Source organism: Mesorhizobium sp. M0676, from assembly GCF_040320535.1.
Classification (GTDB): domain Bacteria; phylum Pseudomonadota; class Alphaproteobacteria; order Rhizobiales; family Rhizobiaceae; genus Mesorhizobium.
Window position 1 is genome coordinate 101,360 of sequence record NZ_JAMYPU010000007.1, and the last position, 17,952, is coordinate 119,311.

General features: G+C 63.0%; 19 protein-coding genes and 1 pseudogene. 13 read left to right on the plus strand and 7 right to left on the minus strand.

The annotated features are described in order from the left end of the window. Window positions 1-58: 58 nt before the first annotated feature. The 3 genes from NKI35_RS09760 to NKI35_RS09770 form a co-directional block, all read right to left on the minus strand. The gene (locus NKI35_RS09760) at window positions 59-463 is read right to left on the minus strand and encodes a GFA family protein (protein ID WP_023673210.1); all 405 of its coding nucleotides are present in this window, start codon (window positions 461-463) and stop codon (window positions 59-61) included. 77 nt (window positions 464-540) lie between these two features. Next, the gene (locus tag NKI35_RS09765; RefSeq protein ID WP_023701969.1) at window positions 541-1,494 is read right to left on the minus strand and encodes a cation diffusion facilitator family transporter; all 954 of its coding nucleotides are present in this window, start codon (window positions 1,492-1,494) and stop codon (window positions 541-543) included. A gap of 110 nt (window positions 1,495-1,604) precedes the next feature. Beyond that, a complete protein-coding gene (locus NKI35_RS09770) occupies window positions 1,605-2,414 on the minus strand; it encodes a transglutaminase-like domain-containing protein (RefSeq protein ID WP_023752351.1) in 810 nt (269 codons plus the stop codon). Between the two features lie 213 nt (window positions 2,415-2,627). On the opposite strand from NKI35_RS09770, the gene NKI35_RS09775 reads away from it, so the two are divergent. Both NKI35_RS09775 and sugE read left to right on the plus strand, forming a co-directional pair. Continuing rightward, window positions 2,628-2,753, plus strand: a complete 126-nt coding sequence (locus NKI35_RS09775; RefSeq protein WP_006200611.1) for a hypothetical protein — start codon at window positions 2,628-2,630, stop codon at window positions 2,751-2,753. Between the two features lie 213 nt (window positions 2,754-2,966). Continuing rightward, on the plus strand, window positions 2,967-3,281 hold the full coding sequence (sugE, locus tag NKI35_RS09780) for a quaternary ammonium compound efflux SMR transporter SugE (protein ID WP_023681326.1): 315 nt from the start codon (window positions 2,967-2,969) through the stop codon (window positions 3,279-3,281). Window positions 3,282-3,366: 85 nt separating this feature from the next. Here the strand turns inward: sugE and NKI35_RS09785 are convergent, their stop codons facing one another. Then, on the minus strand, window positions 3,367-3,795 hold the full coding sequence (locus tag NKI35_RS09785) for a DUF6481 family protein (RefSeq protein ID WP_023673205.1): 429 nt from the start codon (window positions 3,793-3,795) through the stop codon (window positions 3,367-3,369). 234 nt (window positions 3,796-4,029) lie between these two features. On the opposite strand from NKI35_RS09785, the gene NKI35_RS09790 reads away from it, so the two are divergent. From NKI35_RS09790 to pmtA, 7 genes are all read left to right on the plus strand, one after another. Further along, complete coding sequence (locus NKI35_RS09790; protein WP_352739755.1) at window positions 4,030-5,091, plus strand: LLM class flavin-dependent oxidoreductase; 1,062 nt, start codon at window positions 4,030-4,032, stop codon at window positions 5,089-5,091. A gap of 110 nt (window positions 5,092-5,201) precedes the next feature. Beyond that, entirely contained in the window at window positions 5,202-6,371 is a 1,170-nt protein-coding gene (locus NKI35_RS09795; RefSeq protein WP_023681324.1) for an AI-2E family transporter, read from the plus strand. A gap of 82 nt (window positions 6,372-6,453) precedes the next feature. After that, on the plus strand, window positions 6,454-6,657 hold the full coding sequence (locus tag NKI35_RS09800) for a hypothetical protein (RefSeq protein WP_352537435.1): 204 nt from the start codon (window positions 6,454-6,456) through the stop codon (window positions 6,655-6,657). Between the two features lie 22 nt (window positions 6,658-6,679). Further along, window positions 6,680-7,678: an LLM class flavin-dependent oxidoreductase gene (locus NKI35_RS09805; protein ID WP_352739758.1), complete on the plus strand. Its 999-nt coding sequence runs from the start codon at window positions 6,680-6,682 to the stop codon at window positions 7,676-7,678. 371 nt (window positions 7,679-8,049) lie between these two features. Then, complete coding sequence (gene dnaK, locus NKI35_RS09810; RefSeq protein ID WP_352739760.1) at window positions 8,050-9,966, plus strand: molecular chaperone DnaK; 1,917 nt, start codon at window positions 8,050-8,052, stop codon at window positions 9,964-9,966. A gap of 219 nt (window positions 9,967-10,185) precedes the next feature. Then, a complete protein-coding gene (dnaJ, locus tag NKI35_RS09815) occupies window positions 10,186-11,316 on the plus strand; it encodes a molecular chaperone DnaJ (protein WP_023681322.1) in 1,131 nt (376 codons plus the stop codon). 117 nt (window positions 11,317-11,433) lie between these two features. Further along, window positions 11,434-12,039, plus strand: coding sequence for a phospholipid N-methyltransferase PmtA (pmtA, locus tag NKI35_RS09820; RefSeq protein WP_023687484.1), 606 nt, complete (start codon window positions 11,434-11,436; stop codon window positions 12,037-12,039). 93 nt (window positions 12,040-12,132) lie between these two features. Here pmtA and NKI35_RS09825 read toward each other — a convergent pair whose 3' ends face one another. Further along, a complete protein-coding gene (locus NKI35_RS09825) occupies window positions 12,133-13,011 on the minus strand; it encodes a LysR family transcriptional regulator (protein ID WP_023725309.1) in 879 nt (292 codons plus the stop codon). A 151-nt stretch (window positions 13,012-13,162) separates the two neighbouring features. Here NKI35_RS09825 and NKI35_RS09830 point away from each other — a divergent pair, with 151 nt between their 5' ends. From NKI35_RS09830 to NKI35_RS09845, 4 genes are all read left to right on the plus strand, one after another. Then, window positions 13,163-13,774: a LysE family translocator gene (locus NKI35_RS09830; protein WP_352739762.1), complete on the plus strand. Its 612-nt coding sequence runs from the start codon at window positions 13,163-13,165 to the stop codon at window positions 13,772-13,774. A 120-nt stretch (window positions 13,775-13,894) separates the two neighbouring features. Beyond that, window positions 13,895-14,491, plus strand: coding sequence for an NADPH-dependent FMN reductase (locus NKI35_RS09835; protein ID WP_023673195.1), 597 nt, complete (start codon window positions 13,895-13,897; stop codon window positions 14,489-14,491). Beyond that, window positions 14,488-15,201, plus strand: a complete 714-nt coding sequence (gene pyrF, locus NKI35_RS09840; RefSeq protein ID WP_023755354.1) for an orotidine-5'-phosphate decarboxylase — start codon at window positions 14,488-14,490, stop codon at window positions 15,199-15,201. Before NKI35_RS09835 ends, pyrF begins: the two co-directional genes overlap by 4 nt. Window positions 15,202-15,214: 13 nt before the next feature. Next, the gene (locus NKI35_RS09845; protein ID WP_023681317.1) at window positions 15,215-15,502 is read left to right on the plus strand and encodes a DUF1330 domain-containing protein; all 288 of its coding nucleotides are present in this window, start codon (window positions 15,215-15,217) and stop codon (window positions 15,500-15,502) included. Window positions 15,503-15,520: 18 nt separating this feature from the next. Here NKI35_RS09845 and NKI35_RS09850 read toward each other — a convergent pair. Both NKI35_RS09850 and NKI35_RS09855 read right to left on the minus strand, forming a co-directional pair. After that, window positions 15,521-16,773 (minus strand): annotated as a pseudogene (locus NKI35_RS09850) (low temperature requirement protein A). Between the two features lie 91 nt (window positions 16,774-16,864). Beyond that, window positions 16,865-17,926 carry a D-alanine--D-alanine ligase family protein gene (locus NKI35_RS09855; RefSeq protein ID WP_352739764.1) on the minus strand — a complete coding sequence of 354 codons (1,062 nt, stop codon included), beginning with the start codon at window positions 17,924-17,926 and terminating at the stop codon, window positions 16,865-16,867. Between the last annotated feature and the right edge of the window lie 26 nt (window positions 17,927-17,952).

Below are 17,952 nucleotides of genomic sequence, written 5' to 3' on the forward strand. Positions count from 1 at the left end.
ATGGCTAGCCTAGCACATTATTGGCTGGTTTGGGCCGCGTTTAACCGGGAGGCAGGTGCTACTGCGCCTCTACGATGCTTACGCCCTCGAATTCCGGAAGCCAGTGCAGGGCCGATCGGTGCCATTTCTGTTGGGTCGGAACGAGATCCTCGCGTTGCCGCGCGGTCCCCGCCCTGATCCCATAGACCTTCGGCCCGTCGCCAACCGACGTTGCGTAAAGATGGGAACCGCAGTCGCCGCAGAACGCCTGGGCACGCTTGGCGCCGCTCGATCCCGTCTTGATATAAACCTTCGGTGTGCCCTTTGTGATCCTATAATGATCCTCAGGCGCGGGAACAGTGACACGAAAGGCGGTACCGGTCAGTTGCTGGCAGTCGGTGCAATGACAGATAGAGGTCTTTTCCGGGTCGACGTCTGCTTCATAAGTTATGGCGCCGCAATGGCACCCACCATCGATTTTCATCGTTGATTCTCCGAAATCCGTCGGGTGATCTTAGCGGGACCAGGCGATGGCGCCAACGGTGGACTGCTGGTCCAGAACTAGTCCGACGCCGCCTCGACCTGCTTGCGCCGGTGCTCCCAGGTTCCGGTCGTCTGCGGCTTGACGAACAGTCTGGTGATCTCCGGCATTTCTTTTTTCAAGAGCGCCTCGATGCGCTCGACACAGGCTTCGATCTCAGGCGCCGTCAGATGGTCCTCGAATTCGATGCTCAGCCCAGCGACGATCTGTTGCGGCCCGAGATGGACGGTGAGAACGCCGTTGGCCCGCTGCACTGCCGGATCCTGCTGGGCGATGGCCAGCACCTTGGCCTGCACTTCCGGGGAGGCCGGCTCACCGATGAGCAATCCCTTGCTTTCGCGCGCCAGAAAGATGGCGGTGGCGCCGAGGATCATCGCGATGCCGATCGAGGCGACGCCGTCGAGTTCGGGCATGTCGAGGAGTTCGGCCGCCAATATGCCGGCGAAGGCGACGAACAGACCGAGCAGGGCGGCGCTGTCCTCGAACAGGATCGTGTAGACGCTCGGATCCTTGCTCGATTGCACGGCCTGCAGCCAGCCTTGCTTGCCCTTCTGCTGGCGGAACTCCTTCAGCGCCACGTACCAGGAGCTGCCCTCGAACAGCATTGAGAGGCCCAGCACGATGTAGTTGATTTTGGGATTGGCGACCGGCTCAGGCGCCATGATGTGGACGACGCCTTCATAGAATGACACGCCGGCGCCGAGCGCGAATACGAGCAGGGCGACAATGAAGCTCCAGAAATACAGCTCGCGGCCATGGCCGAGCGGATGCGTGCGGTCCGGCGGGCGGGCGGCGCGGTGCATGCCGTAGAGCAGCAGCCCGCCATTGCCGGTATCCACCAGCGAGTGCACGCCTTCCGACAGCATCGCCGAGCTGCCGGTGAAGAAGGCGGCGACGAATTTGGTCACAGCAATAGCGAGATTACCGGCGAGCGCCGCGTAGATGACCGTCTTCGACCCGCCATGTGCTGCCATGCTGTCCCTCCAAGGAACCTGATGTAACGCCCCTGAGCTCCACAGGCATCACAACGCACGAATCGCCCGGTCGTTCAGGGTCTTGTAGGCCAGCTTGCGGAAAGACGCCCCTATTCGATGATCTCGTCCGTCCACACCTTGAAACCAGCCAGCGTGCCCGGTCCGAAGATGTGGGTCAGCGGCACGTCGGCGGCGTCGCGACCCGACGCGATCAGGATGCGGCCGATGCGTGGCGAATTGTTGCGCGGGTCAAAGACATGCCAGCGGCCACCGAGATAGACCTCCATCCAGGCTGCGAAATCCATGCTCGCCCAAGGTTTGGGCAGGCCGATGTCGCTGATGTAGCCGGTGCAGTAGCGGGTCGGGATGTTGAGCGCACGGCAGAAGGTGACCGCGAGGTGGGCAAAGTCACGGCAGACGCCGCTTTGCTCGCGATAGGCTTCCGCCGCGGTGCGGGTCGGCCGCGCATTGCCGTAGCTGAAGACGATGTGGTTGTGGACGAAGTCGCAGACCTCCTGGACGCGCGCAATGCCAAGCGGCGTATGCCCGAACAGCCGCCAGGCTTCGCTGGCCAGCAGATCGCTCTCGCAAAAGCGGCTCGGCAACAGGAAGAGCAATGTGTCCGACGGCAGATCGCGCACCTCGTGCTGCCAGGCCATCAGGTCGCCCATCTCGAACGTGCCGGGGTCGCGGATTACCGAATCGGTGCCGAAGGTGAAGCGCCCGGGCGGGGCGACGAAACGGTTGCACCAATTGCCGAAACTGTCGCGGTAGCTCTGGATCGGCACCGGCGGGTTGGAGGTCAGGAAATCCGGGCGCTCGAGATCGGAGGCCCTGGAGTAGTGGACATTGAGCATCGCGATCAGCGGCGTTTCCTGCGGAAAATCGAAACTCATCTCGCTGCCGATGCGGATTCGCATTGTCGTCCTGACCGCACCGCCTGATCATCGCCGGGCGAAGGCATGGCCGATGCTGCAGTGCGAAGACAACCATGGCACGGACCGCAATGGTTTACGAGCAAATTAGAAACCGGTTGAAAGCGGCCCGCCGGCGCCGGCGACAGACGCCAGCCCTCTTGCAGTCCGGCGTTTCTCTTGTTTCACTTGGCCTCCCAGCAACTGGAGGAACGAATCATGGCTAAAGGTGCGATGAAGGCGGGCAAGGAAGCTCGGAAGCCGAAAAAAGACGCCAAGAAGCCTGCCGCGGCTCCGGCGCTGAAGGCGCCGCCCGTGAAGGCGATGAGGCTCAAGGAAAAGTAAGCCCGCCTTAGGTCGTCAATATCTAGGGACGGTTGAGATCCGGGCAAACCGTTTCGGCGCAGATTTTGACACCGGCGGCATGAACGATGCTGCCGGTGTTTTGTTGATCCGACCGGCGCAGCCGCTTATACCGAAGCGGCGAGGACGACCTCGCGCCTTTCTCAAAAGTCCGGCCGGGACGCCCCGCCATCCTCATGGAAGGAGTGCATCCCGATGTCGTGGATTTTTCTGTTCTTCGCTGGTCTGTTCGAAATTGGCTGGGCGATCGGCCTCAAATACACCGACGGCTTCTCGAAGCCGCTGCCGACGGTGCTCACCGTCGCCTCGATGATCATCAGCCTGGGGTTGCTCGGCCTGGCGCTCAAGACGCTACCTGTCGGGACGGCCTATGCGGTGTGGACCGGCATCGGCACGGTCGGCACGGCGCTGCTTGGCATCTGGCTGCTGGGCGAGCCGGCGACGGCCATCCGGCTCGCCTGCATTGCGCTCATCGTCTGCGGCATTATGGGGCTGAAGCTCGCCGCCTGAGCAAAGCAACCAAGGAAATCGACGCACAAACACATTCAGGGCCGCTGGAAGGCGACCCTGATGTCCGATCGTTTCGATCGAAGCGTTAGCGGGCGGAGAAGCCCGGAGGCGTCCTGCCGGTACGCTGCTTGCGGGCCGCATAGCGTGCGTCGCGCTTGGCCTTGCGTTCGGCTTCGTCGGCCAGCAAACGGGCAATGCGCTCGTTTTCTTCGGCTTCCTTGATCTTCGCTTCAGCCTGCGCTGCCTCTTCGGCCGCAATACGCGCCGCCTCGGCTGCTGCCTCGCGCTCGGCCTTCTCGACCGCCTCGCGTGCCAGCTTTTCCTGCTTCAGCCTGGCCTTTTCGGCCTCGCGTATTTCGCGAGCCTCAAGAATCGCCTTGCGTTCGGCCTGTTTGGCCAGAACCGCAGGATCATCAGCCGCCGGCTTCGACTTGAAGCGCTCCAGAAGCGCCTTCTTTGCCTCGTTCGCGGCATTGCGCCGCTCGAAAATGTCTTTTTCCCTGTAGATAGCCAAGTCCACTTCCCTGAAGTCAATTCGCGACGCTTACATACGCGCGAAAACCGAGAGTTCAAGCGCCAAAACGGTATGCCAGCCATGAAAGTTTATGCTGTTGCAGCCGGGAGACGCGTTTTCCCTGAAACAAAGCCGGCCGAAACCGACATGCACTGTTCACTATCCGCCCCTCTGGCGGCCGGGGCGGCTCGCCGCTACCTCTAGCGGCAAATCAGAACATTTGGATGACATGCCATGGAACTCGGTCTCTACACTTTCGCCGACGTCAGCCCGGAGCCCGGCCCCGGCGCGATCGGCCCGCATCAGCGGCTGCGCAATCTGATCGAGGAGGTCGAGCTGGCCGACCAGGTCGGCCTCGACGTCTTTGGTCTGGGCGAACATCACCGCCCCGACTATGCCGCGTCCGCGCCGGTGGTGACGCTGGCCGCTGCCGCCGAACGCACCAAGCGCATCAAGCTGACCAGCGCGGTCACCGTGCTGTCCTCCGACGATCCGGTGCGCGTCTTCCAGCAGTTCGCAACGCTCGACCTTTTGTCGGGCGGCCGGGCCGAGATCATGGCCGGGCGCGGTTCGTTCATCGAATCCTTCCCGCTGTTCGGCTACAATCTCGAGGACTATGACGAGCTGTTCGCCGAAAAGCTCGATTTGCTGCTGGCCATACGCGACGGCGTCAAAGTTACCTGGTCCGGCAATCTGCGCGCGCCGATCAACGACCGCGGCGTCTATCCGCGGCCGCTGCAGGACAAATTGCCGATCTGGATCGCAATAGGTGGAACGCCGCAATCTGCGGCGCGCGCGGGCGTGCTCGGTTTGCCGCTGGCACTGGCCATCATCGGCGGCGAGCCGGCGCGGTTTGCACCGCTGTTCGACATTTATCGCGATGCCGCAAGGCGGGCCGGTACCGACCCCTCGGGCCTTGCCACCAGCATCAATGTGCACGGCTTCATCGCCGGCACCACTGAACAGGCGGCCGACGATTTCTATGGCCCGCAGGCCGAAGTGATGAACCGCATCGGCCGCGAGCGCGGCTGGGGCCCGACCTCGCGGGCGCATTTCGATCAGTCGCGTGGTCCGAACGGCGCGCTGTTCGTCGGCGATCCGGAGCAGGTGGCGGAAAAGATCGTCGCCCAGCACAAGATCTTCAACAATGACCGCTTTCTGCTGCAGATGGCGATCGGCGCCATGCCGCACGCCAAGATCATGAAGGCGATCGAACTCTACGGCACCAAGGTGGCGCCGATCGTGCGCAAGGAGACCGCCAAGCCCGGCGTCGCCGTCGCAGCGCCAGCCGCCTGAGCGACGGGCGGCCCGGATTGAGGGCCTTGCCGGCTAACGGAACCTTGGGCTTGCAGAGGCGTTTCCGTCAGGGGAATGCACCAATTGCGGTGCGCCGCTGAGGGAAAATCATGAAAGCCGAACCCGCCGCTTTGGGTGCTGGCCTTGCCGAGACCGAAGAGGCGAGAGTTGTGGCGCGTGCCGACACGCATCTGATGCGTTCGCTGCTCATCGGGATCTTCCTGTTCATGGCCATCTACGCGCTGTATTTCGCGCGTGCTTTCTTCATGCCGGTCATCCTCGCCTTCCTGCTGACGCTGACGCTGACACCAATCGTGCGCTTCCTGCGCAAGCGCGGCATTCCGGAAGTGGTTTCGGCGACAATGTTGGTCGTGCTGTCGATCTGCGTCTTCGGCGTTGCCGGCTATCTGCTCAGCGGCCCGGTCATCGACCTTCTCAACAACACCTCGTCGATCGGCCAACAACTTACCGAACGGCTGGCGCAATTACGGCGTCCGCTCGAGAGGATCATGCAGATCTCGCATCAGATCGAACAGATGACGGAGACCTCGCAGGAGCCGGGCATCCAGAAGGTGGCGATGGCGCAGTCCGGCGTCCTGTCGGCCGCCGCCAGCAACGTCCTGTCGGCGGGGACAAGCCTGACCATCATCTTCGTGCTGTCGCTGTTCCTGCTGGCGTCAGGCACGATGTTCTATGAGAAGATCATCCAGTCCTTCGCCAGCCTCAGTGAGAAGAAGCGGGCTTTGCGCGTCGTCTATGACGTCGAGCGCGAAATCTCGCATTATCTGCTCACCGTCACCGTCATCAATGCCGGTCTCGGCGCGGTTATCGGCCTTGGCCTGTGGGCGCTCGGCATGCCCAACCCGCTCGTCTGGGGAACGATGGCGGCGCTGCTCAACTTCCTGCCCTATGTCGGCGCGCTGATCACCATCGTGCTGGTCAGCGTCATTGCGATGATCAGCTTCGACTCGATCACCTACGCCCTTTTGGCGCCGGGCTTCGTGCTTTTGTGCGACATCGTCGAAGGCCAGTTCGTTACGCCGATGGTTGTCGGCCGACGCCTCGAGATCAACGCCGTGGCGATCTTCATCGCCATCGCCTTCTGGTCCTGGCTTTGGGGCTTTGTCGGCGCGCTGATGGCGGTGCCGCTGCTGGTCGTCGTCAAAGTGTTCTGCGATCATTTCGATGGCCTCAGCCATGTCGGCAATTTTCTCGCCGCACAGCAGACGGCCGTGGTGGAGGAGGAAGCGGCCGAAGAGAACGGAAAGGCCGCGCCATAAGCTTGCCGCGCCTGTCCGTCATCTCGCATTTGTTGTCTTCAGGCGGAGTGCCTATATCGAGCCGGTCAACCCGGACCCTGCGATGAACGATGCCTCCTTCGACCTCGATTCCTATTTCGACCGCATCGGCTATCGCGGCCCGATCGATGCTCCGCTCGGCACGCTGAGCGCGTCGCATCGCCAGCATCCGCAGGCGATCCCGTTCGAGAATATGGACCCGCTGCTTGGCACCAGCTCGACATCCTCATTCCCGACCGCGCCTTCGAAACCAGGGTCAGGCAGTTGAACATCGTAAAGGCTTGAGGCCCATGACCGCACTTTCCGTTCTCGACCTGTCGCCGATCGTCGAAGGCAGCGACGCCTCGCAATCGCTGGCAAATTCGCTCGACCTAGCCCGCCATGCCGAGCGGCTCGGCTACCAGCGCTACTGGCTGGCCGAGCACCACAACATGCCGGGCATCGCCAGCGCGGCGACCGCCGTCGTCATCGCCCATGTCGCCGACGGTACCAAGACCATCCGCGTCGGCGCCGGCGGCATCATGCTGCCCAACCATGCGCCGCTGGTGATTGCCGAGCAGTTCGGCACGCTGGCGGCACTGCACCCCGGCCGCATCGACCTCGGCCTCGGCCGGGCGCCCGGCACCGATATGGGAACAGCGCGCGCGCTGCGCCGCAATCTCGAGGCGTCAGACAATTTCCCCCAGGACGTCGTCGAGCTGATGGGCTATTTCCAGCCGGCCGCGGAAGGCCAGCGTATCCACGCCGTGCCCGGCGAAGGCCAGAAGGTGCCGGTCTGGATCCTCGGTTCCAGCCTCTATGGCGCGCAGCTCGCCGCCATGCTCGGCCTGCCCTATGCGTTTGCCTCGCATTTCGCGCCGGCCGAACTCGACCATGCGCTGGAGATCTACCGTTCGCGCTTCCAGCCTTCGGAACAGCTGGACAAGCCCTATGTCATGCTCGGCCTCAACGTTTTCGCCGCACCGACCGATGGAGAGGCCAAACTGCTGTTCACCTCGTTGCAGCAGGCCTTCGTCAATCTGCGCACGGGGCGGGCCGGCCGCCTGCCGCCGCCGGTCGAGGGCTATGACCAGACGCTCGAGCCGATGGCAAAAACCATGATTTCGCAGGCGCTGTCCTGCGCCGTCGTCGGCTCTCCCGAAACCGTCCGGCAAGGCATAGACGCGTTCGTGCGCCGCACCGGCGCAGACGAGCTGATGGTGACCGCGCAGATCTTCGACCATGCGGCACGCGTGCGCTCGTTCGAAATCCTGGCCGAGGCGCATAAATCGCTGTCGCAGGCCGCGTGACGCTTTTGCCTGTGTCTGCTGTGGGCAGGCGCCTTCCTCAGCCAGGAGCCGCCTCTCTCACGCATAGGTGACGTTTTCTTGTGGTTTCGAAGCCCTGACTGGGCGCTTCGCCGGGGGATCGCGCAGATCCTGGGGCTTTGAGCGCGGTTTGAGCACATCCGGGCCGCCGGGCGGCTGTTCAAGGGCGCCAAGCGCGGCGCGGTGGATGCCATGCGCAGAATGCTTGCGCCCGATGCCGCCTGTTCTTATATACGCGCCAAGCCGCCCAGTGCCGGAATGCCGGTTGCCGGAGCGGAATTTCTTGTGAACAGGGGCTTTCGTCGGAACGCCTTACGGGTCCTGAGAGCCTGCTTAGCGGAGAGACTAGAAAAATGGCAAAAGTAATCGGTATCGATCTCGGCACCACCAACTCCTGCATCGCCATCATGGATGGCAAGGAGCCCAAGGTCATTGAAAATGCGGAAGGCGCGCGCACGACGCCTTCCATCGTCGCCATCTCGGGCGACGGCGAACGTCTCGTCGGCCAGCCGGCCAAGCGCCAGGCGGTCACCAATCCTGAAAACACCATCTTCGCGGTCAAGCGCCTGATCGGCCGCCGCTATGACGACCCGGTGACGGAGAAGGACAAGAAGCTTGTCCCCTACAAGATCGTCAAGGGCGACAATGGCGATGCCTGGGTCGAGGCCGGCGGCAAGAAGCAGTCGCCCAGCCAGATCTCGGCCATGATCCTGCAGAAGATGAAGGAAACGGCGGAGGCCTATCTCGGCGAGAAGGTCGAGAAGGCGGTCATCACCGTTCCGGCCTATTTCAATGACGCCCAGCGCCAGGCCACCAAGGACGCCGGCAAGATCGCCGGCCTTGAGGTGCTGCGCATCATCAACGAGCCGACGGCTGCAGCACTTGCCTACGGCCTCGACAAGAAGGATGGCAAGACCATTGCCGTCTATGACCTTGGCGGCGGCACGTTCGACATTTCGGTGCTCGAAATCGGCGACGGCGTGTTCGAAGTGAAGTCGACCAATGGCGACACCTTCCTCGGCGGCGAGGATTTCGACATGCGTCTCGTCGAATACCTGGCGGCCGAGTTCAAGAAGGAACAGGGCATCGACCTGAAGAACGACAAGCTTGCGCTGCAGCGCCTCAAGGAGGCGGCTGAAAAGGCCAAGATCGAGCTGTCGTCGACGACGCAGACGGAAATCAACCTGCCCTTCATCACCGCCGACGCGACCGGCCCCAAGCACCTGACGCTGAAGCTGACCCGTGCCAAGTTCGAGCAGCTGGTCGACGATCTCGTCCAGCGCACCATCGAGCCCTGCAAGGCGGCGCTCAAGGATGCCGGGCTGAAGGCTGGCGAGATCGACGAAGTGGTCCTGGTCGGCGGCATGACCCGCATGCCCAAGATCCAGGAGATCGTGAAGCAGTTCTTCGGCAAGGAGCCGCACAAGGGCGTCAACCCGGATGAAGTCGTCGCTTTGGGCGCCGCCATCCAGGCCGGCGTGCTGCAGGGCGACGTGAAGGACGTGCTGCTGCTCGACGTGACGCCGCTGTCGCTCGGCATCGAGACGCTGGGTGGCGTGTTCACCCGCCTGATCGAACGCAACACGACCATCCCGACCAAGAAGAGCCAGGTGTTCTCGACCGCTGAAGACAGTCAGTCGGCCGTGACCATCCGCGTCTTCCAGGGCGAGCGTGAAATGGCTGCCGACAACAAGGCGCTCGGCCAGTTCGACCTGGTCGGCATTCCGCCGGCGCCGCGCGGCGTGCCGCAGATCGAGGTCACTTTCGACATCGACGCCAACGGCATCGTCAACGTTTCGGCCAAGGACAAGGGCACCGGCAAGGAGCACCAGATCCGCATCCAGGCCTCTGGTGGCCTTTCGGACGCCGACATCGAGAAGATGGTCAAGGACGCCGAAGCCAATGCCGAGACCGACAAGCAGCGGCGTGCTTTGGTCGAGGCCCGCAACCAGGCCGAGGCGCTGGTGCACTCCTCCGAGAAGTCGCTGAAGGAATATGGCGACAAGGTTTCGGAAACCGAGCGCACGGCGATATCGGAGGCTATCACGGCGCTGAAGGCTGCTGCCGAAGGCGACGATGCCGCCGACATCGAGGCCAAGTCGCAGACGCTTGCCGAAGCATCCATGAAGCTCGGCCAGGCCATGTACGAAGCTTCGCAGAAGGAAGCGGCGGAAGCCGACGCCAAGGCGGACGCGGCCAAGGATAGCGATGTGGTCGACGCCGATTTCGAGGAAATCGACGAAACCGACGAGAAGAAGAAGTCGGCCTGACCGGTTGACGGCAAATAAAGCGGAAAGCCCGGCGCAAAGCCGGGCTTTTTTGCAACCCTCGCTGAAAAAGTGCGGGCCTTGCCGAAAAAGTCACTGAAAAACACAGGCACAAGCGCGCCGGCCCTAGCATCCGGGCAGCACCGCTCCTAAATCGAGACAACGTGCCGGCAAACGACGCAACATGCATCAAGACGTTGAGCATCCGGACTGCGGGAAAAGATGAAAGCTGATTTCTACGAGACGCTGGGCGTGCAGAAGGGCGCCGACGAGAAGGAGCTCAAGAGCGCTTTCCGCAAGCTGGCCATGCAGTTCCATCCCGACCGCAATCCCGGCGATCACTCATGCGAGCATAAGTTCAAGGAAATCAACGAAGCCTACGAAACGCTGAAGGACCCGCAGAAGCGCGCGGCCTATGACCGTTTCGGTCACGCCGCCTTCGAGCAGGGCGGCATGAATGGCGGCGCGCAAGGTTTTGGCGCCGGCGGCTTCGCCGACATTTTCGAAGATATTTTCGGCGACATGATGGGCGGGCGCCAGCGCCGCTCGTCGGGCGGCCGCGAACGCGGCGCCGATTTGCGCTACAATATGGAAATCACGCTGGAAGAAGCGTTTGCCGGCAAGACCGCGCAAATCCGCGTGCCGGCCTCGATCTCATGCACGGAATGCTCCGGGACCGGCGCCAAGCCCGGCACCCAGCCGGTGACCTGCTCGATGTGCCATGGCCACGGCAAGGTACGAGCGACGCAAGGCTTCTTCTCGATCGAGCGTACCTGCCCGCAATGCCAAGGCCGCGGCCAGACGATCAAGGACCCGTGCCCGAAATGCGCCGGCCAGGGCCGCGTCACCGAGGAACGCTCGCTGTCGGTCAATATCCCGGCCGGCATCGAGGACGGCACCCGCATCCGGCTTGCCAATGAGGGCGAGGCGGGCCTGCGCGGCGGCCCATCGGGCGACCTCTATATTTTCCTGGCGGTGAAGCCGCATGAATTCTTCCAGCGCGACGGCGCCGATCTCTACTGCAAGGTGCCGATATCGATGACGACGGCCGCCCTTGGCGGCTCGTTCGAGGTGACGACGCTGGACGGCAGTCAGACCAAGGTGAAAGTGACCGAAGGCACGCAGAACGGCCGCCAGTTCCGCCTCAAGGGCAAGGGCATGCCGGTGCTGCGCCAGCCCAATGTCGGCGACCTCTATATCCAGACCGCGGTCGAAACTCCGCAAAACCTGTCGCGCCGCCAGCGCGAGCTGCTGGAAGAGTTCGAGCAGCTGTCGTCGAAGGACAATTCGCCCCAGTCGAGCGGCTTTTTCGCCCGCATGAAGGACTTTTTCGAATCCTTCGGCGAGCACTGAACCCAAACCAAGGCCGCCACGCTTCCCGAACGTCATCAACATCTTATGCCAGATCGCGCCTTGCCTTGGACCTGTTAGCTGCTAAGTAGCGTTCGGGGAGTGTTGAGGAGAACTTGCATGGCACGTGGTCCGGGATTGCGGAAGGCGCTGGCGGAAAAGTTCGACGACGAACTCAAATTCTTCAAAGGCTGGATCGACAAGCCGAAGTCGGTCGGTTCGATCGTGCCGACAAGCTCCATCACCGCCCGCAAGATGGCTTCCATCGTCAATCCGAAGTCCGGCCTGCCGGTGCTTGAAGTCGGACCCGGCACAGGCGTCATCACCCGTGCAATCCTCGCCCAGGGCGTTAAGCCCGAAAACCTGTACGCGGTCGAATATTCCACCGATTTCGTGCGCCATCTGCGCCAGCTCTACCCCGGCGTCAACGTCATCGAGGGCGATGCCTTCAATCTCAACGCCACGCTTGGCGAGAAGAGCGGGATGGTTTTCGATTCCGTCGTCTCCGGCGTGCCGCTGCTCAATTTTCCGGTCGCACAGCGGATCGCCTATATTGAAAGCCTGCTAGACCGCATCCCGGTTGGACGGCCGATCGTGCAGCTGACCTATGGGCCGTTGTCGCCGATCCCGCCCGGCCGCGGCAATTACACGGTCAAGCATTTCGACTTCATCTTCCGCAACATCCCGCCGACGCAGCTGTGGATCTACCGGCGCGAAGCGCATTAGCTGGTATTGGGGGCGGGAGAAGTCTCTGGCCTTGTAGAGGATCGACGTCTCCCGAAGGAAGCTCGATTGAGGGTCGATCCACATCCTTGACTGTTATCCGCCTCGCAAACTCGTGGCGACCTCTCTGATCGCCGCGCACATGGCCCGCACGGCCGTTGCTTCGGCGCTGCTGGAGAACAGAAGCAGCAGAGGCCGACGCGCACGCGGCTCCAGAGGACGCCTCGCGACGGTTCGCTGCCAATCGGCCGGAAACGCCAGGCCTGGCGCAATCGACAAACCGCGCCCGGCCCCAACCAGAGCAAGCAGCGCCGCCATATCGCTCGCCGACAGGATGACAACTGGCGCAACGCCAAAATCCTGGAACAATTCGGCAAGCATTGGTCCGCAGCCGCCGCTCGACATGATGAATGGCTGGCCGTCGAGAGCGCGGATCGGAAATGACCCGCCTTGGACTGAGTTCTTTTGCGATGACGCCACAAAGAGTTCGTCGTCGACAAGTTCCTCGGCTTGGCAATTGCCGGCGATGTAGGACAGTCCAATATCGGCGGCACCGCGATCGACCCACTCCGCCACTTCGGTATCCGTGCCCAAGAGCAGTTCGACAGCAAGCTCCGGGTGCCGGACGGAAGTAATGTTCAACGCATATGGAGCAATCTTTACCGAGGCGCTGCTGACCAGCGCGAGCCGTACTCTGCCTTTGATGGAGTGTTCCCGTAGGCCGACAAGACGGCCTAAAGCATGCAAAGCGGCGCGCGCCGCGTCCAAAGCCGCCTCGCCGGTTGCGGTGAAAGCGACACCGCGCCGATCACGTATGACGAGGGGCGCGCCAACGATCTCCTCCAGCGCCTTCATTGCATGGCTTATGGCCGATTGAGAAAGACAGAGCCGCTCGGCGGTTTTGGTGAAGCTGCGCGTCTCGCTGAGCGATGTCAGGACGCGCACCATCGTGATGTTGATATTAGCTTTGTTCATGGCTGCCGAAATATGTTCATTTCGCTCATATTAAAGAGCGCTGTAGGTTTTGTGAAGGTGAGGGAAACGACCCTCGAAATCGGCGAGCGGCTTTCCTGGCCTCTCCGGCATGTAGGCGTGCGGTACGACGAGCCTGAAATTGGAGCATCGCATGAGCTACCTTCCGCAATTCCTGACCCTTGCTTCGGTCTTCCTGCTCGGCGCCATGAGCCCCGGACCCGATTTTGTAGCCGTGACTTCCCATGCGCTGATCAGCCGTCGCGCGGGGTTCCATGTGGCGCTTGGCATTGCCGCAGCGATCATGGTGTGGGCGGCTCTCGCGATGTTTGGCCTGGGCCTCGTGCTGACGCAGATTGCATGGGCTCACCTTGCCGTCCGGATCGCCGGTGCCGTGTATCTCGGTTACCTGGGCAGCAAGATCCTTTTGTCGGCTTGGCAGGCGCGGCCACCGCTGGCCGTCGGTGGCGCAGAGACTACGGCTCCTTGGCGAAGCGGATTCGTTGTCGGAATTACAAATCCGAAGACGGCCGCGTTCTTCGCGAGCCTGTTCATATCGGTATTGCCGATGCAGGCTCCGATCTGGGTCCAGGCAGTGTCGCTGGCCATAATCGGGCTGGTCGCGATGGCGTGGTTTGGGCTTGTCGCGCTAATGTTCTCCACAAGAAGGGTTCGGTCGGTATATGGCAGCGTCCGCAGGCCGATAGATGCCTTGCTCGGAGTTGCACTCATCGCGCTGAGTGCAAGAATTGCGGTCACCCACTAGCAATAGCCCAGCTGCTCGGCACACCTTCGCGCGCTTGCCCCCCGATCGTTTCCGTTTTTTGAGCCAGTGCGTTGATTTGCGCAGCCTCTGGCTGTACCTGTCCGGGAACAAGAGTGGCCAATGGCTGTGATCGCGAAAATCCTCGTCTTCGCCGGCTCGGTGCGCAGCGGCGCCTTCAGCGGCAGGACCGCCGATGTGGCGCAGAAGGAGCTGGCCATGCAAGGCGCCGAGGTGACGCGCATTTCGCTGGCCGACTATCCGCTGCCGATCATCGACGAGGACCTCGAAAAGGAAAAAGGCGTTCCCGACAACGCCGTGAAGCTCGGCCGGCTGATCGCCGCCCATGACGGGCTACTGATCGCGACGCCGGAATATAATGGCTCGATCCCGCCACTGCTCAAGAACACGATCGACTGGGTAAGCCGGGTGCGCCTCGATGGCGGCTGGCCGGTGAGGCCGCTTGTCGGCAAGGTCGCCGGCCTGTGCTCGTCTTCCAACGGACATTTCGCCGGGATCCGCTGCATCAACCATCTGCGCGCCGTGCTGGTGCGCTGCCAGCTGGAGATGGTGACGCCGGAATGCTCGGTATCCGATGGCGGCAGTGCCTTCGACGGCGACGGCAATTTCAGGGATGAGAGACTGACCAAATCGATGGAGCACCTATGCCGCACGCTGATCGAAACCTCGCGCATGCTGTCGACCCGGACCGGGGCATGATTTCCACAGCCATGCAGGCCCATACCATGAGAGAAAGGCTGATCGTCGGCCTCGACGTGCCGACGGTGAAAGAGGCCGAACAGGCGGTGCAGGAGCTCGACGGCGTCGTCTCCTTCTACAAGATCGGCTATCAGCTGGCCTTCGCCGGCGGGCTCGACTTCGCCAGGGAGTTGGCCAGCGGCGGCACGAAAATCTTCCTCGACATGAAGCTGCTCGACATCGACCACACGGTGGCGAAGGGTGTCGAGAACATCGTGCGCATGGGCATGACCATGCTGACCATCCACGCCTATCCCAAGGCGATGCGAGCCGCGGTGGAGGCCGCCAGGGGCAGCGACCTCTGCCTGCTGGCGGTCAGCGTGCTGACCTCGATGGACGAGCAGGACGTGATCGACGCCGGCTATGAATACGACCCTCACACGCTGGTGCTGAGACGCGCCGAACAGGCGTTGCATGCCGGCATGGGCGGCGTCGTCTGCTCGGCCGAGGAGGCGGAAGCGGTGCGCCGCATCGTCGGACCCGACCTGGCGGTGGTGACACCGGGGATACGGCCCAAGGGCAGCGACCATGGCGACCAGAAACGCGTGGTGACGCCCGGCCAGGCGATCCGCAACGGCTCCAGCCATCTTGTTGTGGGCCGGCCAATCGTGGCGGCAAGCGACAGGCGCGCGGCGGCGGAAGCCATACTGGAAGAGATGCGCGCCGCGTAACGAGGAGAAGAAAATGCCCAAGGGATACTGGATAGCCCGCGTCGATGTGCGCGACGCCGAAGGCTACAAGGACTATGTCGCTGCCGCCAAGCTCGCTTTCGACCGTTTCGACGTGAAGTTCCTTGCCCGTGGCGGTGAGCATGAAAAGGCCGAGGGGCCTGGCCGCGCCCGCAATGTCATTATCGAGTTCGAATCGCTCAGCGCGGCGCACGATTGCTACCACTCGCCGGAGTACCAGCGCGCCGTCGCCATCCGTCAGAAAGTAGCCGATGGCGAGATCGTGCTGGTCGAGGGTATCTGACGCGCGAAGCTGCTCTGCTCAGTGCGGCGCTTCCTCCTGCGCCAGCACCTCCAGTTGATGGCGGTGCCCCGACAGCTCATAGCCGACAACGGTGACGGCCGGCGCTAGCGTGAGTAAGATGAGGCAGACCGCCATGTCGACGCCGGCAAGGGCGGCGATGATGGCAAGTGCGACGACCGCAGCCGTTCCCGCCAGCAGCCAGACATGGAGGGGATCGAAGCGCTGGACGAGATAATAATACAGCGCGTAGATCGCCCCCAGGAACACGCCTAGCGGAATGGCGACCGAGAGCAGGGTCGCTACCGGGCCGATATGGGCCTTGTGCTCGATGAAATAGGCCGCGACATGCAGCCCGGCGCCGGTGGCGACGATGGCCGCCACGATCAGCATCTGGCCATAGCCCCAGACAAAAGAGCGATTGCGGTGCTGGTGCAGCACCGTCCCCGAGGGCAGCATGTAATAGACCCACCACATGCCGAAGGTGAGACCCATTCCGGCAATGCCGATCAGGCGGCATCGAGGTTCCAGCCCTGCTCCTCGACCACGGCCGACAGCGTCGCCAGCGTGCCGACCACCCCTTCGCCCAGCGCGATGATGGCGAAGAGGCTGTAGCGCTCGGCGACGTGATGCGCGTGCCAGGGCGTGCCGCCATCCCGGCGTTCGGCGATGACCGGTCCGGCAAGCTCGATGAGAAGCAGGACCGCGCCGAAAGCCAGGCTCGTCGCCAGCGAGAAATCGACCAGGATCTGAACCACCCAGCCGATCTGGGCGATCGCGATGGCGATGGCATAGGTGAGACAGGCACGCCGCCGCCCAGGGTCCTGCCGCGCCGCGCGCAGCCATTGGAAGATCATGGCGACGCGCATGATGACGTAGCCCAGCACCATCACCGAATTGTTGAGGTGTTCGCCATGCTCGATCGAGGCGAACATGCGCGGCAGGCCGATGGCCAGCACCAGCACGCCGATCATCTGCACCATGGTGACGAGGCGGAAGATCCAATCGTCGGTGTCACAGGCGGAGGAAAACCAGGAGAAATTGATCCACGCCCAGCAGATCGCGAAGCTGGCAAAGCCGAAGCCGATCAGCGCCGCCGCGTAGTGGCCCTCGGCCAAGGCATGCGCCAGTTGCGACGAGGCAAGGCTGAAGGCGGTGACGAAGGTCAGATCGAACAGCAGCTCGAGCGGCGTGGCGACGCGATGCGCCTCATGCGGATCGCGCCCGGCCATGCGCCTTATGTGATGATGGAGGGAGCTTGCTGGTGTGCTCATCGCGCGGCCTTGCCTGAGGACTGTCCCGCGACACTAAAGGTGGAGCAAAAGCCGTCAAGGCGCGGTAGGTCGTGCCGGTCCCCGCGGCCTTTCAGATCGCCTGTCGGTTCAGTCGGTTCGCCGCCGTCTCGGCAACCGCATCGGCCAGCGTCATGCTCCATTGCAGCCGGCAATAGGCGCGGAAATCGAAGCAGGGCAGGCCGGGACAGACTTCGAACTCGATGAGGTGGGCATGATCGGTGGCCTCGACCCTGAAATCGATGGAAAACACGTCGCGCAGGCCAAGTCCGCTGACCAGCCGCTCGGCGATGCGGCGGATGGTTGCCGCGGCTGCCGGCTGGGTGTCGGCAACCGCCTCCAGCACCGGCTCGCTGTATAGTCCAGCCGCCTTGGCGGCCTCGCCGGTGTCGCCGTAAAGCGCCATCGAGTCCGCCATGGTCTGGAAATCGCCGCCGGAGTCGACGAACGCAATGCCGAGCGCTTCCGCCCCGGCATCCGTGTGCAGCCCAAGGAAGCTGGCGCGGACATTGCGACCGCCGACATAGGGCTGGACGACGACATCGTCGCGATAAGCGGCATAGACCCGCCGGCTAAGCTCCAGCGCATGGGCCAGGTCGTTGCAGCGTGAATCCGGCCAGATGCCTACCTTGGAGCCGAGCCGGTTCGGCTTGACGAACCAGCCGGCTTCCGAAGCTGGCGGGTCGGCCAGCCAGCGGCCGTCGCGGGCCAGGCCTGCCTGCGGCGCCGGCAGGCCGAGCGCGCAAAGCACGGCGCCGGAGCGGAACTTGTCCTGGCAAAGCGCGAACAGCGCATCGTCGGCTCCGATGGTTCTAAGCCCATTCAGCCTGGCAAGTGCGGGCGCTGCAGCACCGCGGAAATAGGCAATGCCGTCGGTCAGCGTCCAGACCAGCGTGGTTGCGGGATCGGCCTTCGCCAGCGCGCTTGCCGCATCGTCGAGTGCAACCGGCATAAAGGCGAGGCCGCGCTTTTCACAAGCGGTCGCCAGTTGATCGAACTCAGGAGCGAGATCGGTCGACTGCGCCAGATAGGACGAGATTTCCAAGGCGCGCTCGGCGGGAAAGCCGTCGGCGACCAGCCTGTCGAAACAGGCCTTTTCCGGCTCATGGACGAGGATCAAGGTCGGGCGCGGCATGGGTCAACGCTTCTCGGTGATGCAGC

Excerpts from the sequence above, each read along its gene's own strand:
- NKI35_RS09825 (WP_023725309.1), bottom strand. The coding sequence starts at position 13,011 with ATGAACAAAGCTAATATCAACATCACGATGGTGCGCGTCCTGACATCG.
- NKI35_RS09795 (WP_023681324.1), top strand. The coding sequence starts at position 5,202 with ATGAAAGCCGAACCCGCCGCTTTGGGTGCTGGCCTTGCCGAGACCGAA.
- NKI35_RS09765 (WP_023701969.1), bottom strand. The coding sequence starts at position 1,494 with ATGGCAGCACATGGCGGGTCGAAGACGGTCATCTACGCGGCGCTCGCC.
- sugE (WP_023681326.1), top strand. The coding sequence starts at position 2,967 with ATGTCGTGGATTTTTCTGTTCTTCGCTGGTCTGTTCGAAATTGGCTGG.
- NKI35_RS09760 (WP_023673210.1), bottom strand. The coding sequence starts at position 463 with ATGAAAATCGATGGTGGGTGCCATTGCGGCGCCATAACTTATGAAGCA.
- dnaK (WP_352739760.1), top strand. The coding sequence starts at position 8,050 with ATGGCAAAAGTAATCGGTATCGATCTCGGCACCACCAACTCCTGCATC.
- pmtA (WP_023687484.1), top strand. The coding sequence starts at position 11,434 with ATGGCACGTGGTCCGGGATTGCGGAAGGCGCTGGCGGAAAAGTTCGAC.
- NKI35_RS09830 (WP_352739762.1), top strand. The coding sequence starts at position 13,163 with ATGAGCTACCTTCCGCAATTCCTGACCCTTGCTTCGGTCTTCCTGCTC.
- NKI35_RS09770 (WP_023752351.1), bottom strand. The coding sequence starts at position 2,414 with ATGCGAATCCGCATCGGCAGCGAGATGAGTTTCGATTTTCCGCAGGAA.
- NKI35_RS09845 (WP_023681317.1), top strand. The coding sequence starts at position 15,215 with ATGCCCAAGGGATACTGGATAGCCCGCGTCGATGTGCGCGACGCCGAA.
- NKI35_RS09835 (WP_023673195.1), top strand. The coding sequence starts at position 13,895 with ATGGCTGTGATCGCGAAAATCCTCGTCTTCGCCGGCTCGGTGCGCAGC.
- NKI35_RS09790 (WP_352739755.1), top strand. The coding sequence starts at position 4,030 with ATGGAACTCGGTCTCTACACTTTCGCCGACGTCAGCCCGGAGCCCGGC.
- NKI35_RS09775 (WP_006200611.1), top strand. The coding sequence starts at position 2,628 with ATGGCTAAAGGTGCGATGAAGGCGGGCAAGGAAGCTCGGAAGCCGAAA.
- NKI35_RS09805 (WP_352739758.1), top strand. The coding sequence starts at position 6,680 with ATGACCGCACTTTCCGTTCTCGACCTGTCGCCGATCGTCGAAGGCAGC.
- NKI35_RS09855 (WP_352739764.1), bottom strand. The coding sequence starts at position 17,926 with ATGCCGCGCCCGACCTTGATCCTCGTCCATGAGCCGGAAAAGGCCTGT.
- NKI35_RS09800 (WP_352537435.1), top strand. The coding sequence starts at position 6,454 with ATGAACGATGCCTCCTTCGACCTCGATTCCTATTTCGACCGCATCGGC.
- dnaJ (WP_023681322.1), top strand. The coding sequence starts at position 10,186 with ATGAAAGCTGATTTCTACGAGACGCTGGGCGTGCAGAAGGGCGCCGAC.
- pyrF (WP_023755354.1), top strand. The coding sequence starts at position 14,488 with ATGATTTCCACAGCCATGCAGGCCCATACCATGAGAGAAAGGCTGATC.